The sequence below is a fragment of the Pseudomonas sp. NFACC45 genome, assembly GCF_900113505.1.
Classification (GTDB): Bacteria; Pseudomonadota; Gammaproteobacteria; order Pseudomonadales; family Pseudomonadaceae; genus Aquipseudomonas; species Aquipseudomonas tehranensis.
In genome coordinates this window covers 154445-169831 of record NZ_FOPO01000009.1, presented here as the reverse complement: position 1 = coordinate 169831, position 15387 = coordinate 154445, and the positions used below count along the sequence as shown (strand labels likewise).

Below are 15387 nucleotides of genomic sequence, written 5' to 3'. Positions count from 1 at the left end.
TCCTTGGCCGCGATAGGGCCAGCTGATTTGAGGTAACAAACTCTCGTGAATGTTGATTTGCACTGCCATAGCACGGCCTCCGATGGCGCCCTCGCGCCTGCGGTTCTGGTGGCGCGAGCGTTCGAGCACGGCGTGCGAGTCCTGGCCCTGACCGATCACGACACCCTCGAAGGCCTCGACGAGGCCCGTGGCGCGGCGACGGCGCTGGGCATGCAACTGGTCAACGGGGTTGAGTTGTCCTGCACCTGGGGCGGGGCGACCATTCATGTACTGGGTTACGGTTTTGATGTAAATGCGCCGTCACTGGTCCAGGCCATTGCGCAACTGCACGACGGCCGCTGGCTGCGTGCCGAAGAGATCAGCCGCAAGCTTGCTCTCAAGGGCATGCCCGGTGCGCTTGAGGGCGCCCGGCAAATCCAGCAGGAGCTGGGCGACAGCGGCAACGCCCCGGCCCGCCCGCACTTTGCGGACTGGATGGTGCGCGAAGGTTTCGTCAAGGACCGCGCCGAAGCGTTTCGCAAATGGCTGGGGGCCGGCAAGCTGGGGGACGTCAAGCAACACTGGCCGACGCTGGAAGAGACTGTCCAGACCCTGCGAGCCGCCGGAGCCTGGGTCAGCCTGGCGCATCCGTGGCACTATGATTTCACCCGCAGCAAGCGCCGTCGCCTGGTGGCCGACTATATTCAAGCAGGGGGCCACGCCATCGAGGTGGTCAATGGCCATCAGCCGGCCGAGCAGGTCGGCAGCCTGGCGATTCTGGCCCGTGAGTTCGGCCTGCTGGTGACCGCCGGCAGTGATTTTCATGGCCCTGGAGGCTGGTCCGAGATAGGCGAATATCGCCCGTTGCCGGAAGATCTGCCACCACTATGGTGTAGATTCAAACATGATCCCGTTACCGCCACCGTCTGAACAGGTAGAACATGTGAGTCAATTTTTCCAGATTCATCCGGAAAACCCGCAAGCGCGCCTGATCAAACAGGCGGTGGAAATCATTCGAGGCGGTGGTGTGGTGGTCTATCCCACCGATTCTTCCTACGCCATCGGCTGTCAGATCGGCGACAAGAACGCTGTAGAGCGGGTAAGACGCCTGCGTCAACTGGATGACAAGCACAACTTTGCGCTGATCTGCAGCGATCTGTCGCAGTTGGGCCTGTTCGCCAAGATCGACACCGGCACTTTTCGCCTGCTCAAAGCCCACCTCCCAGGGCCGTACACCTTTATTCTCAACGCTACCCGGGAAGTCCCGCGACTGTTGCTGCACCCGAAAAAACGCACCATCGGCCTGCGGGTGCCCAGCCACCCCATTGCCCTGGCGTTGCTGGCCGAGCTGGGTGAACCGCTGATGAGCGTGACCTTGATCATGCCCGGCGAGACGGAGCCGATGAATGACCCTTACGAGATGCGTCAATTGCTCGAGCATCAGGTCGACCTGATCATCGACGGCGGTTTCGGCGGAATGAAGGCATCCACGGTGATCAATCTGGCCGATGGCGAGCCGCAAGTGGTGCGTATCGGTTGCGGCGATCCAGCCCCGTTCCTGGTCGAGGCCTGAGTGTCCGCAGTGGAAACCGCCGTTGAGAGTGCCGACAGCCAGGCCGGCGCTCAGCAAGAGCTGCCGTTCGCCATGGTCTATGGCCAGGCGGTCATGGAGATGCCCCTGGACCTGTACATTCCGCCGGATGCGCTGGAGGTGTTTCTTGAAGCCTTCGAAGGCCCGCTGGACCTGCTGCTGTACCTGATCCGTAAACAGAACATCAACATCCTCGACATCCCCGTGGCCGAAATCACCCGCCAGTACATGGGCTACGTCGAGTTGATGCAGTCGGTGCGCCTGGAACTGGCGGCCGAATACCTGGTGATGGCGGCCATGCTCGCCGAGATCAAGTCGCGAATGCTGCTGCCGCGCTCGGCAGAGATCGAGGAGGAAGAAGACGATCCGCGCGCCGAACTGATCCGCCGCCTGCAGGAATACGAACGCTTCAAAGTGGCGGCCGAAGGCATCGACGGCTTGAGCCGGGTCGGGCGCGATGTGGTGGTACCCAAGCTCGATGCGCCCGAGGCGCGAGCGCGCAAATTGCTCCCGGATGTCAGCCTCGAAGAGTTGCTGATGTCCATGGCCGAAGTGCTGCGTCGGGGCGACATGTTTGAAAGTCACCAGGTCAGCCGTGAAGCACTGTCCACCCGCGAGCGCATGAGCGATGTGCTGGAACGGCTCAAAGGCGGCGGTTTTGTGCCCTTCGTCGAGCTGTTCACCGCCGAGGAAGGGCGCCTGGGAGTGGTGGTGACGTTTATGGCAGTCCTGGAATTGGTCAAGGAATCCTTGGTCGAGCTGGTGCAGAATGAGCCGTTCGCAGCGATCCACGTGCGGGCACGAGCCGAATAACGAGCAAATCAATGAATCTGACTGAACCCCGCGAGCTGGCACCGTTGCTTGAAGCTTTCCTGTTGGCCTCGGGAAAACCGCAATCGATGGAGCGCTTGTTCGAACTTTTCGAAGAAGGCGAACGGCCCGAGCCGGCCGTGTTCAAGAAAGCCCTGACGCTGCTGGGTAAGTCCTGCGAGGGGCGAGCGTTCGAACTCAAGGAAGTGGCTTCCGGCTACCGTCTGCAGATCCGCGAGAAGTTTTCGCCCTGGGTCGGGCGTCTGTGGGAAGAGCGGCCTCAGCGCTATTCCCGGGCCATGCTCGAAACCATGGCATTAATCGCTTATCGCCAACCGATCACCCGGGGTGAAATCGAAGATGTGCGGGGCGTGGCGGTCAACAGCCACATCGTCAAGACGCTGCTTGAGCGCGAGTGGATCCGGGTCGTCGGTTATCGCGACGTACCGGGTAAACCGGCGATGTTTGCCACCACCAAGGCTTTTCTCGATCACTTCAACCTCAAGAACCTGGACGACCTGCCGCCGCTGGCCGAACTGCGGGAGCTGGAACCGGAGCCGATGCTGGAGTTCGACGACGCCCCGGTGCCCCAAAGCTTGCAGGAACTGGCTGACGCCAGTGCCGAGCCGGAAGAGCCCAAGGAAGAAACCAGTTTCCATTCGTTGTTGCTGGAACTGGACACCATGGAGGAGGGACTCAAGACCGATTTCGACGATCTGCTGCGTGAGGCAACGGATCTTGACGGCGAAACGGATGAGCACGCGCAACCGGGCAGCGAAGTTGAACTTCAGGCCGAACCTGACCCCGAACCAGAAGAAGACATTCTTGGCGTCGCCGCGGCCCGAGAAAAACTGCTGGCCGCCGTCGCCGCTCTCGAACCACGCGAACCCGCACCTGAATTGAGCGACGAAGAAGCCGAGGCCCGCGCCCTGGCCGAAGCGATTGAAAATGAACGACGCCAATTTGAGGATTGATCCGGACCGTCTGACACACCGCATTCCCTTGTGGGAGCGAGCCTGCTCGCGATAGCGGCCTGTCAGCCAACATCATTGTTGACTATGAAATCGCTATCGCGAGCAGGCTCGCTCCCACATTAAGTCATGCGGTGCACCATGAGCTCCACCAAAGACCCCTGCATCAGCCTCTGCAAGTTCGACGACGACATCTGCATCGGTTGTGGCCGCAGCAAGCGCGAGATCAAGGCCTGGAAGAAACTCGACAAGGATGACAAGCGCACGGTGTTGGCCGAAGCGGCCCTGCGCCTGATCAAACTGGGTGCCACCGGTCGGCGGAAAAAGCGCTGAAGGTTCGTCGATCGGCTAGTCTCTGATGCGCAAACGCCTTAACGAGCGTATGATTCGCGACCCTTTGACGATCCCTTCGTCATAGACCTGTTTTCAACGTGTCAGGCCACGCCTGACCCGACCACACCGGGAGGTGCCCAGAATGAAAGACCAAGACCAGAACGACAGCCAGGAAATCGGCCCAGCAGGCGAGAAACTGCAGAAAGTCCTCGCCCGTATCGGCGTTGGCTCGCGCCGCGACGTGGAAACCTGGATCACCCAGGGCCGGATCAAGGTCAACGGCAAAGATGCCACCTTGGGCCTGCGTGTCGACATGCACGACGCCATCACCATCGATGGCAAGGTGATCAAGCGCGAAGAGGCCGCCGAAACGGTGCGCCGCGTGATCATGTACAACAAACCCGACGGCGAGATCTGCACCCGTGACGACCCGGAAGGCCGTCCGACTGTGTTCGACAAGATGCCGCGGCCCAAAGAAGGCCGCTGGATCAACATTGGTCGCCTGGACATCAACACCACCGGTTTGCTGATGTTCACCACTGACGGTGAGCTGGCCAACCGCCTGATGCACCCGTCCTACGAAATGGACCGCGAATACGCCGTGCGTGTACGTGGCGAAGTCGATGACGAAATGATCGAGCGCTTGAAGGCTGGCGTCGTGCTGGAAGACGGCCCGGCGCGTTTCACCGACATCAAGCAGGCACCGGGCGGCGAAGGCTTCAACCACTGGTACCACTGCGTGGTGATGGAAGGTCGTAACCGTGAAGTGCGACGCCTGTGGGAATCCCAGGGGCTGGTGGTAAGCCGTCTGAAGCGCGTGCGTTTCGGTCCGGTATTCCTCAACTCCGACCTGCCGATGGGCCGCTGGCGCGAAATGAGCCAGTATGAAGTCGACATCCTGGCCGCCGAAGTCGGCCTCAAGCCGGTGGCGATGCCGCAGATGACCGCCAAGAGCAAGGACAAGTTGGAGCGCATGCAGCGTAAATCCTCGCGTCCGATGGGCAAGACCGAGCGCGTGCGCACGCTGCGTCCGGCCGCCGATGGCCCGGCTGCGGGTCCGCGTCCGTCCCGTGAGCCGCAGATCGAAGGCGAACGTCCGGCCCGCAAGCCTGCGCCACGTCAGGACGGCGAACGCGGCCCGCGCGCACCACGTCCGGCCAACGGTCGGACTGAGCGCGGCGAAGGTCGCGGTGCTCCGGCCGGTCGTGGTACGCCGGTAGCGGATCGCCCGGCCGACACCAAGCGCCCGGCCAAGCCCGCACCGAAAAAACGCCCGGGCATCGTCCTGGTCGACCGCGATACGCCATCGGGTAAACGCCGTGGTGCTCCGGCCGGTTCCGGACAGCGTCCGGGGTTTGGGCGTCGTAAGCCGGAGTGAGGCAGCTTTGAGTTTCTAGCGGCAAGCTGCAAGAAAAAACGGCAACCACTGGGTTGCCGTTTTTTTTTGTCTGGTTTTATTGAGGCGGTGTCGGTGAGTCCGCCATCGCGAGCAGGCTCGCTCCCACAATAGGACGGTGTTGCCCACAAATTTTCTATTCACCGAAGATCAACTGTGGGAGCGAGCCTGCTCGCGAAGAGGCCGGCAGCCCCACCACCCTCCAGAGGCTGCCGCTCTTTCTTGCAGCTCAAAGCTGGCCGCTTGAAGCTGCCCTAAAGCACAAACCGCCCATCAAACATCCGCTCATTATCCAGCGCCAACACACCGCTCTCAAAAATCAGATCCAGGTGATGGCTGCCCTTGGCCCCGCCACCCAGGCCCAGGTGCAGGCCGCAATGGCGTTCTTCGAAACCGGCATTGCGGGCATAGAGGCTCTTGACCCCTTCGTTGGTGCCGATGCCCAGTTCCTCGATGCGCCGGTTGGAGGGGTTGGCGTCCAGGTATTTGTTGAAGTCGTGCTCCAGCCCCGGCACGTCGGTGGCGATTTTCTGGATAGTGGAGTCTTCGATCCACAACTCCAGCGGCGATTGCAGCACACCGTACTTGCGGGCGAACGGGATGGTGCTCAGGAACGTACCGACGAACTTCACCTGACCATTGATGGTGTCGCTGTGGGTGGCGATTTCGCCGGGGGCCAGGTCATAGTTGCCGAGGCCGTTGATGTCGGTCCATTTCTTGACGCTGTTGAGGTCGGTGTCGAAATACGAACCCAGGTCATCCTGAAAGCTCAAGGTCGTCGCCTGGGACATGCGCCGGATCAGGTGGCTGTTGAGCCCGGCGATGCGCTGAGGAATCACGCTGAAGGTGTCGTAGAAATAATCGCCGTAGTCCTTGAACAGCAGTGATTTCTTCCAGTTGTCTGCCATCACGCCTTGCAGCGCGCGAACAAAGTCCGGGCCGTCGGGGCGTGGATTGGGCAGGGTGGAAGAGTCGTAGAAGAAAATGTACAGATCGCTGTCGGCAATGGCCTTGGACAGTCGCTCTGTGGATTCAAGGTCCAGGCGCATGGCGCTGAACCGGAAGGGCGAGCCGCTCCCGGCCTGTTCGGCAATGGCTCCGGTCAGTGCTTCGTAGTCGGCGGTATAGCCGAGCAACACCTTGGCGGGCTGGATGCCGGCCAGGGCAGGATGGTGTTCGAGGTAGTAAAGGAAATGTGAGATGGCTCGTTGTGTGTCCATGCTTATTCTTCCCTGACAGTGGTGTTGGCTTCCCTGAGTGTCTGCAAAGTGGCGGAGCCGACCGGCCGGATCACCTCCGCCGGTAGCGCTTACAGAGGCCACATCGCCGTGCCGAACGGAACAACGGCGTCGGCTTGCATCATTTCAACGGCGGCTTCATGGGTCGGTGCTTCAAACCATTCGTCCAGTTGCAGTTCGGTTTCCAAGTCTTTGTCCAGTGCTTGCATAGTGAATCTCCTAGATGACTTTTACGGAAAGTTGCGAAGTCGATTCCGCGATTGAGAACTGACCGGAAGCGACTGTGCAAAACCTGCCGGTACGACGCCTTGGCAAGTCGCTGAAAACCTAGTCGAGGGTTTTTTGGAATGCAAAAAAATAAATTATTTTTTTCGTTTGAACTTTTTGTTCTATTTTTTTCGAGAAAATTACTCATTCAAAAACAGTTGGCTGTGTGGTTTTTTGCTTAGGTAGCTAGCTACCGTCAATTTGCAGTCAGCTTTCAGAAAATTCCTACGTGGAAAGCTTGCGTTACGGTTCGTAAAGAAATGCTGACGATTTTTGCCTATCGAACGGGTTGGTACCGGTGTTTGGCTGCGCTGTAAGAAAAAGCTGCCGAAGAGGTCGGTTCGAAGGGTTTTCCGACACCTCGCAGCGCTTGTTTCAAAACAGCGGGACGGGTCAGATGCGCGGCAGACCTGAAGGACGGGGTGCGCGGGGGTCTGGTCGCAGTGGGGCAGCGGTGTACAATGCGCCGCGTTTTACTGTGACCCTTCGCGTACCCACGCACTTTCAAGGTTATCCGCCTTGTTCACTCCGCCACGTCACAAGCGTGTCGGGTTCGATTTCGTCACAGATAAAAACAAACAGGTGACGCATGACCGTTGTAGAAAATACGCATTCAGGCGAGCTGAAACGCGGCCTGAAAAATCGACACATTCAACTGATCGCCCTCGGCGGCGCGATCGGTACAGGCCTGTTCCTCGGCTCGGCGGGCGTGCTGAAGTCAGCCGGCCCTTCGATGATCCTCGGTTACGCCATTTGCGGCTTCATCGCCTTCATGATCATGCGCCAGTTGGGTGAGATGATTGTCGAAGAGCCGGTGGCCGGCTCCTTCAGTCACTTTGCCCACAAGTATTGGGGCGGTTTCGCCGGTTTCCTGTCGGGCTGGAACTGCTGGATTCTCTACATCCTGGTGGGCATGTCGGAACTGACCGCGGTCGGCAAGTACATCCACTACTGGGCGCCGGACATTCCTACCTGGGCTTCGGCGGCAGCATTTTTCGTCCTGATCAACGTCATCAACCTGGCCAACGTCAAAGTGTTTGGTGAGGCTGAGTTCTGGTTCGCGATCATCAAGGTCGTGGCAATTGTCGGCATGATTGCCCTGGGTAGCTATCTGCTGGTCAGCGGCAATGGTGGTCCGCAAGCTTCGGTGACCAATCTGTGGGCTCACGGCGGATTTTTCCCCAACGGCGTGAGCGGTCTGGTGATGGCGATGGCGATCATCATGTTCTCCTTCGGTGGCCTGGAAATGCTTGGCTTCACCGCGGCCGAGGCCGACAAGCCGAAAACCGTGATCCCCAAGGCCATCAATCAGGTGATCTACCGGATCCTGATTTTCTACATCGGTGCCCTGGTGGTGCTGTTGTCCCTGACCCCATGGGACAGCCTGCTGAGTACGCTCAATGCCTCCGGTGATGCCTACAGCGGCAGCCCGTTCGTTCAAGTGTTCTCGATGTTGGGCAGTAATACGGCCGCGCACATCCTCAACTTCGTGGTGCTGACCGCCGCTTTGTCCGTGTACAACAGCGGTACTTACTGCAACAGCCGCATGTTGCTGGGCATGGCCGAACAGGGCGATGCGCCCAAGGCCCTGGCCAAGATCGACAAGCGTGGCGTGCCGGTGCGTTCGATCCTGGCTTCGGCTGCGGTCACGCTGGTGGCGGTGCTGCTGAACTACCTGATCCCGCAGCATGCGCTGGAGTTGCTGATGTCGCTGGTGGTCGCGACCCTGGTGATCAACTGGGCGATGATCAGCTATTCGCACTTCAAGTTCCGTCAGCACATGAACCAGACCCGCCAGACGCCGCTGTTCAAGGCGCTGTGGTATCCGTACGGCAACTACGTCTGCCTGGCGTTCGTGGTGTTCATTCTTGGCGTGATGCTGCTGATTCCCGGCATCCAGATATCGGTCTACGCGATTCCGGTATGGGTGGTGTTCATGTGGGTGTGCTACGTGATCAAGAACAAGCGCAGTGCCCGGCAAGAATTGGGCGTGGCGACTGTTGCCAAGTAAGCACGAAACCTGTGGGAGCGAGCCTGCTCGCGATGGCGGCGGCACAGTCAATACAGATATCGCCTGTGATGGCCTCTTCGCGAGCAAGCCCGCTCCCACACTGGATCTTCAGTGGTCGCAGAATGTGTGTTCACTGCGGAATCTCGTGGGAGCGGGCTTGCTCGCGAAGAGGCCGTCACATCCGGCATAGGTTTCACCTACCAGACCGCCATCGCGAGCAGGCTCGCTCCCACAAGGGGTGGTCGCTGTCTTGAGGATTCGCGGTATCCTGTGGGTCCTGATACCGGACCTCTTTTTTCATGCTGGCAATTTCCAACACTGTGCACATCCCGGACGCCGAGATCGAGCTGACGGCCATCCGCGCCCAGGGCGCCGGGGGCCAGAATGTCAATAAGGTCTCCAGCGCCGTGCATTTGCGCTTCGACATTGCGGCCTCGTCCTTGCCCGACTTCTACAAGGAGCGGCTGCTGGCGCTGCGCGACAGTCGCATCACCAGCGACGGCGTGTTGATCATCAAGGCCCAGCAATATCGCACTCAGGAACAGAACCGGGCCGATGCCCTGGAACGCCTGACCGAACTGATCCTCAACGCCACCAAGGTCGAAAAGAAGCGCCGTCCGACCAAACCGACCCTGGGCTCGAAAAAACGTCGCCTGGAATCCAAGACCAAGCGCGGTTCGATCAAAGCCGGGCGCGGCAAGGTGGATTTCTAGTTTTTCTCCCGCTCCTGGCGAGACTTCGGCGCTTGACGGTACAGGTAGAGACTCAGCAACAACCCGCCCAATGCCGCCAGCGCGGCGAACAAAAAGATCGAAGCAAAACCGAAACCGGCGGCAATCGCACCGGCCAACGGCCCGGTAATCCCCAGGGACAAGTCAATGAACAACGAATAGGCGCCCACCGCCGCGCCACGGCTGGAGGCGGGGACTAGGTTCACCGCTTCCACCCCCAGCGCCGGGAACACCAGGGAAAAACCGAAGCCGCTCAATGCCGCGCCGGCCAAGGCCCAGTGCGCATCAGGCGCCAGCCACAGTAACAACAAACCCAGGGTTTCCACCGACAGGCAGGCAATCGCCACCCGGAAGCCGCCCAGGCGGTTGATCAAATTACCGAACAGCAAGCGCGCGCCGATGAAACTGGCGCCGAACAGGCTCAGGCACAGCACCGCGTTGTCCCACTGCTGCGTGGCGTAATACAGGGTGATGAATGTGGCGATGGTGCCAAAACCGATGGAGCCCAGTGCCAGGCCGCAGCCGTGGGGCAGGACGCGCCCCAGCACATGCATGAACGGCAGCCGTTCGCCCGTGACAATCGGCGCCGCCGTTTTCGGCCAGGCCAGCGCCAGCCCCAGCAGCGCCAGCAAGACAATGCTGACGCCCATGCTCCACAGCCCCAGGGACTTCACCAGCCACACGCCCAGCGGTGCACCGATCGCCAGCGCGCCGTAGCTGGCGATACCGTTCCAGGAAATCACCTTGGCGGTATTCGCCGCACCGACCCGACCGATGCCCCAGCCGATCGACCCCGAGCCGACCAGGCTTTCCGCACTGCCCAGCACCAGGCGGCCAATCAGCAGGCTGATCAGGCTCAGCGTCGGCAGGGTTGACGTCAAGGCTGAGGCCAGCATGAACACCCCGCTCAGCCCGCAACCGGCGAGGCCGAACATGACCGCGCGCTTGCTCCCCAGGTTGTCGATGATGCGTCCGGCATACGGACGGCTGAGGAGGGTGGCCAGGTACTGGACGCTGATCACCAGCCCGGCGATCACCGCGCCGAAACCCAGTTCGCCGTGGACGAACCCGGGCAACACGGCAAGGGGAATACCGATATTCAAGTAGCCAATGAAAGTGAACAGAACGATGGAAACGACTTGCAGCGTGACCGCCAAGGGGCGCTGGGTATCTGGCATGGGTAGAGGGTCCACGGAGCAGCAGGATAGATAGGCTGCTTATGATAGCGGTGCCTGCGGCCGTGAAGCGTGGAAAAGTAAAACTATTTGCCGGATGGCGCTGAGTTGTCGTCGTGCCCGGCCACCAGTTGCGTGGTGACCAGCGCGGCGAGGGCGTTTTCTTCAGTGCCGAAACGTGCCAGCAGCGCGGCTTGTTTCTCTGGGGATAGGCGCGTCCAGATATCCACCATCTTTTCGGCGGTGCCGATCAGAACGCTGGCTTGGGCTTCGCTGAAGGTGGGGGCATCGGTCATGGGGGGGCTCAGGATTCAGGCAGTGTGGAAAGCGCATCTTAGCGCTTTCCACACGGTCTGGTCGTGCGGGTAAATCAGTCTTCGCTGTCGGCCTGGCGGCGTTCAGTGGCTTCTTTAGGCTCGGGTTGCTGGGCGTCTGGTTGCCCCCCGGCTTGTAGCGTGGTCGTCTGCTCAGTTTCGTGCAGGCTAGGGAAGGGGAGATTAGGAATCTCGTGCATATCGCGCTCCTCGCAAAGTCTGTGGGTAGATCTGGTAGATCCGCGCTTTTACAAAGCGTGGGCAGGATACCGCAGAAGAAATGACAAAAAGACTTTTAAGTTCCGTTGCGGCGACAAAAGGGCTTGTCTGGACAGGACATGTCCAATCGTCAAACGACCGCTACCGGTCGTCGCGAAGGCTCAAGAATACCCTCGGCGGGTCGATGGCTAAGTACATACCCCCGGATTCGGTTGCGACACTGCAAACCATGAACATGGAGGTCGGGACGTGTCGTTCGTGAGCCTGGCTCTTTCTTCTTTTCAAGAGATTTCCCTCCATGTTTCTACAAAAATCCCTGAGAGCGCAGATTCTCGCTTTGCTCAGTGGCAGCCTGCTGGCGATGCTGCTGATTGCCCTGGCGTCTTTCCATTTCCTTTCCAATGGCGTGCAGAATTATCGCAACCTGATCGATGGCCCGTTGCGTGCTTCGCAGTTGATCGATGAGGCCAACCTGCAATTCAAGGTGCAGGTCCAGGAATGGAAGAACGTGCTGCTGCGCGGCAAGCAGCCGGCGGACATGGCTAAATACTGGAAGCAGTTCGAAGATCGCCAGCACGATGTGCAGGGCATTCTTGGCCAGTTGATCGGCCTCGAAGGGGTTGCGACGCCCATCAAGACCCGGATTGAGGGGCTGCGAGACGAACATAAGCAATTGGGTGTGGCCTACCAGAAGGGCCGTGATGCATTTGTGAGGGCGGGTGGCGATGCCGCAGCGGGTGATGCGGCGGTCAAGGGTGTGGACCGCGCGGCCAGTGAGCAAATGAGTGCGCTGGTGGTGGAATTACGCAAGCTTGCCAGTGAACAATCGACGCAAATCAGTGCCGGCGCCGATCACACGATTATGCTGGGCACCGTGGTCATGCTGATTTCCGGCCTGCTGATCGGCTTGTTCAGCTTGTGGCTGGTCAATCGCAACCTGGTGCAGCCGATCCGCAACCTGATCGAGTACGTGACCCAACTGAGTCGCGGCCGCTTCGCCGAGCGCGTGGTCAGCAACCGGCAGGACGAGTTGGGTGACCTGGCGCTGGCCGCCAATACCCTGCGCGATTTTCTCGCCGAAACCTTCTCGCGTCTGCAACGCAGTGCCACCGAACTGGACAGTGCCAGCGGCGAGCTTAATGCCATCGCCAGCCTGATGAGCCAAGGCACCAGCGAGCAATTCGAACGCACCGATCAGGTGGCGACGGCGATGAACGAAATGTCCGCCACCGCCCAGGAAGTCGCCCGCCATGCCGCCGACGCGGCGCGAGCGGCCGACGATGCTGATCAATCGGCGCAGCAGGGCGAGAAGGTCATGCAAGGAACCATTCACACCATTACCCGCATGCGCGGTGAAATCGCCAACACCGCCACGGTCATCCGCCAGTTGGAAACCGATAGCGGGCGCATTGGCAAGGTTCTGGAAGTGATCCGCGGTATCGCCGAGCAGACCAATCTGTTGGCCCTCAACGCTGCCATCGAAGCGGCCCGGGCTGGCGAGGCCGGGCGCGGTTTCGCGGTGGTTGCCGATGAAGTGCGCAGTCTGGCCCAGCGCACTGCCTCGTCCATCATCGAGATCAACCAGATTATTCAGACCGTGCAAACCGGTGCGGTGGACGCGGCCCAGGCCATCGAGAGCGGCCAGTCGCGCAGTGAGGAAAGCGTGGAGCAGGTAACTCAGGCCGGTGCGATGCTCGAGCGCATTACCCAGGCCGTGGAAGCGATTCGCGACATGAACCGTCAGATCGCCACTGCCGCAGAAGAGCAGACCTCGGTGGCTGAAGACATCTCGCGCAACCTGACCGAAATCACCTGCATCGCCAGCACTAACCTGGACAATGTGCAGCGCACCGAAGCCGCGAGTCGAAACCTGCACGGTTTGTCGGGGCAGTTGAATGAAGTGACGGCGCGGTTGAGTGCCTGATCACTGTGAGTATCAGTTGTTCGAAGACGTAAAAAAACCGCGCAACACTAAAGTTGCGCGGCTTTTTTATACTTGATCAATCGTCTTTATCATTTTTCAGCACTTCGCCAGTCTTTGCATTAAGGTCGACATCCCACTCCTGGCCCTGGGCGTCACGCAATTCGACTTCATATTCATAGTCGTCTTTATTGAAGTGATTATCCACGTCACGGTCTGTGATCGTGGCGCCTGGGTGCAGCTTCATAACGATTTCATCAAGCGATTCCAGGGGTTTGATCTTGCCGTCCTTGACCAACTGATCGATCTGGCTTTTGGACATGTCAGCCTGGGCCAGGCCTGCGGTGAGGGTCAGGGCTGCGGCGGTGAACAGGGCAGTTAAAGTTTTCATGGGTTTTTTCCTTGGTGTGGTAAGGGGTGTGTCGTTTAAGTGAGTTCAGATTAACTGTGGCAACTTAATTCACCCTTAATTTGAAAAAAACTTTCGAAAGGCTCCGGGACTGCAGAAGTAAGGCTTGTGAAAGCATAGACTGCGAAGAGGGAATGAGTTCCCTTGAATTCAGATTCCCCCTACAGACTACCGTGGCAAGTTTCGTTATAGCGTTGTCTGGGTTCAGTACCCGTTATTCTCCAGCAACCGTGCCACGCTGCCAGCCTCGGGACGCTTTAAGTACTTGAGCAGTTCACTGGCGCGGTTGGTGAAGATACCGTCCACGCCGGCATCCATTACGTTCTTGAAGTCCACCGCTTCATCCACCGTGTAGACGTGCACCAGCAGACCCTTGTCATGGGTGTACTGGTTCATCCACGGCTGCACCAGGTCTGAATAACTTTGGCTGCCACCCTGAGCCAACGCGGCGGACGGTCCGGTGCCGATGGCGCCTTGTGCCTTGGCAAAACGAACCCATTGCTCAAACTCGGCCTTGTCCTTGGGGGCCTGCTTGGCGTAATAGGCCGCCTTGTCCGTTTCGCCGGATTCGGCAAACGTCACCTTCGATTTGGGCTCGATGTAGCCATCGCCCACCCACAACAGCAGCACCTTCGGCACGTTCGGCATTTCTTTTTGCAGCAGTTCGAGGCTGCTCTTTTCGAAGGTTTGCAAGACCACTTTGCCCTTGCCCTGGCCTACACCGGTGGCACGTTTGGCGAGCTTGGAACCCGCCGGGCTCAACCAGCCGCGGTCCTGCAATTTATCCTTCAGATCGCGTTCGATGCCGGGGAACAGCTTCGGCTCCTTGGTCTCGATGTACAGCCCCGGTTTGTGCAGCGGGTTGCCTTCGGCGATGTCGATGACCTCATCAAGGGTCAGAATTCTCAGACCCGCGTATGACGGGCGAGCGCGGTCCGGGTAGGCGGCGTTGAACCAACTGCCGGCATCCAGGGTTTTGAGTTCCGCCATGGTGAATTCGTTGGCGGTGCTGTCCTTGCGCTCGGGGAATTTGGTCGCGACATCCGTGGTGCGCAGCAGGCTGTCGTCGTGCAGCACGAACAGGACGCCGTCCTTGCTGCGTTGCAGGTCCAGCTCCAGGTAATCGGCGCCCAGGTCGCGGGCCAGTTTGTAGGCCGCGGCGGTGGTCTCCGGCGCGTCAAACGAGGCGCCGCGGTGGGCGATCACCGCCGGGTGAGGAATACCTTGCAGGGCCGCGAGGGCCTTGGGGGACGGGACTTCGCCGGCCTGGGTCTGGCCGAAGCCAAGTAGCAGGCTCAGCATCAGGGCGCTACGGGTGAAGGTGACAGGCATGCTCGAGATCCTTTCGTAGGTTTCGCAAAGACCTATCTTTTAACAACTGAACGTTCCTGGCGCTATCGCTATACCGACATAAAAATGCGCAAAGCAGATTTTTCCCACGCTTTTTCAGGCCGCTTTGCAGTACGCTTGGCCGCACCAGTTTCCCCGGCAGAGGGAAACCTGAAGACAGCGTTCACTTGCCCTGCGTGTAAACCATCGATCAGACGTCCTGCGGGACGCATCCATGAGGTTTACCATGCGCACCACTTCGACATTCATCTGCCAGGCCGCCGACCAGCTCAAGGGTTTCGTCGGCCTGAACCGCAAAACCGGCCAGTACATCGTGCGCTTCAGCGAAGATGCCTTTGGCATGGACGTGGCCGACGACGGCATCATTGCGGCATCCGAATTTGTCTGGACGCCCGTAGCGGACGGCACCATGACCCTGAATCGCGAGCGCATACAGTTGCTGCTGGACCAGAACATCGACGACCGGATCAACCTCACCGAACCGTTGCGGGTTTACATGGCCCGCCGTGATTTGCCCGAAATCGTCGCGGTGCGGCAATTGGTGGAAGGCTGAAGCCACGCCGATCATGAATGGATAGGAACCCTCTGTGGGAGCAAGGCTTGCCCGCGATGACGTCGGCAGATTCAGCATGGATGCAAGCTGATCCGGCGCTTTCGCGAGCAGGCTCGCTC

The 15387-nt window shown here is 59.6% G+C and carries 17 protein-coding genes; 10 read left to right on the top strand and 7 right to left on the bottom strand.

Features of this window, described 5'->3' with window-relative positions; all coding sequences use genetic code 11:
- The first annotated feature begins 45 nt into the window (after nucleotides 1-45).
- From BM132_RS17900 to rluB, 6 genes are all read left to right on the top strand, one after another.
- Entirely contained in the window at nucleotides 46-909 is an 864-nt protein-coding gene (locus tag BM132_RS17900) for a PHP domain-containing protein (RefSeq protein WP_092457392.1), read from the top strand.
- Nucleotides 910-922: 13 nt separating this feature from the next.
- Nucleotides 923-1552: an L-threonylcarbamoyladenylate synthase gene (locus tag BM132_RS17895; RefSeq protein WP_047226981.1), complete on the top strand. Its 630-nt coding sequence runs from the start codon at nucleotides 923-925 to the stop codon at nucleotides 1550-1552.
- Nucleotides 1553-1684: 132 nt separating this feature from the next.
- Nucleotides 1685-2383: a segregation and condensation protein A gene (locus BM132_RS17890; RefSeq protein ID WP_160893268.1), complete on the top strand. Its 699-nt coding sequence runs from the start codon at nucleotides 1685-1687 to the stop codon at nucleotides 2381-2383.
- An 11-nt stretch (nucleotides 2384-2394) separates the two neighbouring features.
- Nucleotides 2395-3354, top strand: coding sequence for an SMC-Scp complex subunit ScpB (gene scpB / locus BM132_RS17885; protein WP_092457390.1), 960 nt, complete (start codon nucleotides 2395-2397; stop codon nucleotides 3352-3354).
- 138 nt (nucleotides 3355-3492) lie between these two features.
- A complete protein-coding gene (locus BM132_RS17880) occupies nucleotides 3493-3684 on the top strand; it encodes a DUF1289 domain-containing protein (RefSeq protein WP_047226978.1) in 192 nt (63 codons plus the stop codon).
- A gap of 142 nt (nucleotides 3685-3826) precedes the next feature.
- Nucleotides 3827-5062 carry a 23S rRNA pseudouridine(2605) synthase RluB gene (rluB, locus tag BM132_RS17875; RefSeq protein WP_092457387.1) on the top strand — a complete coding sequence of 412 codons (1236 nt, stop codon included), beginning with the start codon at nucleotides 3827-3829 and terminating at the stop codon, nucleotides 5060-5062.
- A gap of 272 nt (nucleotides 5063-5334) precedes the next feature.
- Here rluB and BM132_RS17870 read toward each other — a convergent pair whose 3' ends face one another.
- The gene (locus BM132_RS17870) at nucleotides 5335-6300 is read right to left on the bottom strand and encodes a M29 family metallopeptidase (protein ID WP_092457384.1); all 966 of its coding nucleotides are present in this window, start codon (nucleotides 6298-6300) and stop codon (nucleotides 5335-5337) included.
- Nucleotides 6301-6389: 89 nt separating this feature from the next.
- Entirely contained in the window at nucleotides 6390-6527 is a 138-nt protein-coding gene (locus BM132_RS28505; RefSeq protein ID WP_003178782.1) for a hypothetical protein, read from the bottom strand.
- A gap of 647 nt (nucleotides 6528-7174) precedes the next feature.
- Here BM132_RS28505 and BM132_RS17865 point away from each other — a divergent pair.
- Nucleotides 7175-8596, top strand: coding sequence for an amino acid permease (locus BM132_RS17865; RefSeq protein WP_092457381.1), 1422 nt, complete (start codon nucleotides 7175-7177; stop codon nucleotides 8594-8596).
- 299 nt (nucleotides 8597-8895) lie between these two features.
- The gene (gene arfB, locus BM132_RS17860; protein WP_047226974.1) at nucleotides 8896-9309 is read left to right on the top strand and encodes an alternative ribosome rescue aminoacyl-tRNA hydrolase ArfB; all 414 of its coding nucleotides are present in this window, start codon (nucleotides 8896-8898) and stop codon (nucleotides 9307-9309) included.
- Here arfB and BM132_RS17855 read toward each other — a convergent pair.
- The 3 genes from BM132_RS17855 to BM132_RS28500 form a co-directional block, all read right to left on the bottom strand.
- Nucleotides 9306-10505 carry an MFS transporter gene (locus tag BM132_RS17855; RefSeq protein ID WP_092457378.1) on the bottom strand — a complete coding sequence of 400 codons (1200 nt, stop codon included), beginning with the start codon at nucleotides 10503-10505 and terminating at the stop codon, nucleotides 9306-9308. The genes arfB and BM132_RS17855 overlap by 4 nt on opposite strands.
- Before the next feature lie 83 nt (nucleotides 10506-10588).
- Nucleotides 10589-10798, bottom strand: a complete 210-nt coding sequence (locus tag BM132_RS17850) for an immunoglobulin domain-containing protein (protein WP_092457375.1) — start codon at nucleotides 10796-10798, stop codon at nucleotides 10589-10591.
- A 74-nt stretch (nucleotides 10799-10872) separates the two neighbouring features.
- On the bottom strand, nucleotides 10873-11016 hold the full coding sequence (locus BM132_RS28500; RefSeq protein WP_172833788.1) for a hypothetical protein: 144 nt from the start codon (nucleotides 11014-11016) through the stop codon (nucleotides 10873-10875).
- A 317-nt stretch (nucleotides 11017-11333) separates the two neighbouring features.
- Between BM132_RS28500 and BM132_RS17845 the strand changes: the two genes are divergently transcribed.
- Entirely contained in the window at nucleotides 11334-12959 is a 1626-nt protein-coding gene (locus BM132_RS17845; protein WP_092457372.1) for a methyl-accepting chemotaxis protein, read from the top strand.
- A 76-nt stretch (nucleotides 12960-13035) separates the two neighbouring features.
- On the opposite strand, the gene BM132_RS17840 is transcribed toward BM132_RS17845, so the two are convergent.
- Together BM132_RS17840 and BM132_RS17835 are read right to left on the bottom strand one after the other, a co-directional pair.
- Nucleotides 13036-13347: a PepSY domain-containing protein gene (locus BM132_RS17840; protein ID WP_092457369.1), complete on the bottom strand. Its 312-nt coding sequence runs from the start codon at nucleotides 13345-13347 to the stop codon at nucleotides 13036-13038.
- 222 nt (nucleotides 13348-13569) lie between these two features.
- Nucleotides 13570-14697, bottom strand: a complete 1128-nt coding sequence (locus tag BM132_RS17835) for a glycerophosphodiester phosphodiesterase (protein ID WP_092457366.1) — start codon at nucleotides 14695-14697, stop codon at nucleotides 13570-13572.
- Nucleotides 14698-14941: 244 nt separating this feature from the next.
- Here BM132_RS17835 and BM132_RS17830 point away from each other — a divergent pair, with 244 nt between their 5' ends.
- Nucleotides 14942-15268: a DUF2025 family protein gene (locus tag BM132_RS17830; protein WP_092393063.1), complete on the top strand. Its 327-nt coding sequence runs from the start codon at nucleotides 14942-14944 to the stop codon at nucleotides 15266-15268.
- Nucleotides 15269-15387: the final 119 nt, after the last annotated feature.

Bases quoted from the DNA above. Each gene is read 5' to 3' on its own strand.
- BM132_RS28500 (WP_172833788.1), bottom strand. From the start codon at position 11,016: ATGCACGAGATTCCTAATCTCCCCTTCCCTAGCCTGCACGAAACTGAG.
- BM132_RS17850 (WP_092457375.1), bottom strand. From the start codon at position 10,798: ATGACCGATGCCCCCACCTTCAGCGAAGCCCAAGCCAGCGTTCTGATC.
- BM132_RS28505 (WP_003178782.1), bottom strand. From the start codon at position 6,527: ATGCAAGCACTGGACAAAGACTTGGAAACCGAACTGCAACTGGACGAA.
- BM132_RS17840 (WP_092457369.1), bottom strand. From the start codon at position 13,347: ATGAAAACTTTAACTGCCCTGTTCACCGCCGCAGCCCTGACCCTCACC.
- BM132_RS17855 (WP_092457378.1), bottom strand. From the start codon at position 10,505: ATGCCAGATACCCAGCGCCCCTTGGCGGTCACGCTGCAAGTCGTTTCC.
- BM132_RS17830 (WP_092393063.1), top strand. From the start codon at position 14,942: ATGCGCACCACTTCGACATTCATCTGCCAGGCCGCCGACCAGCTCAAG.
- rluB (WP_092457387.1), top strand. From the start codon at position 3,827: ATGAAAGACCAAGACCAGAACGACAGCCAGGAAATCGGCCCAGCAGGC.
- arfB (WP_047226974.1), top strand. From the start codon at position 8,896: ATGCTGGCAATTTCCAACACTGTGCACATCCCGGACGCCGAGATCGAG.
- BM132_RS17870 (WP_092457384.1), bottom strand. From the start codon at position 6,300: ATGGACACACAACGAGCCATCTCACATTTCCTTTACTACCTCGAACAC.
- BM132_RS17865 (WP_092457381.1), top strand. From the start codon at position 7,175: ATGACCGTTGTAGAAAATACGCATTCAGGCGAGCTGAAACGCGGCCTG.
- BM132_RS17835 (WP_092457366.1), bottom strand. From the start codon at position 14,697: ATGCCTGTCACCTTCACCCGTAGCGCCCTGATGCTGAGCCTGCTACTT.
- BM132_RS17880 (WP_047226978.1), top strand. From the start codon at position 3,493: ATGAGCTCCACCAAAGACCCCTGCATCAGCCTCTGCAAGTTCGACGAC.
- scpB (WP_092457390.1), top strand. From the start codon at position 2,395: ATGAATCTGACTGAACCCCGCGAGCTGGCACCGTTGCTTGAAGCTTTC.
- BM132_RS17845 (WP_092457372.1), top strand. From the start codon at position 11,334: ATGTTTCTACAAAAATCCCTGAGAGCGCAGATTCTCGCTTTGCTCAGT.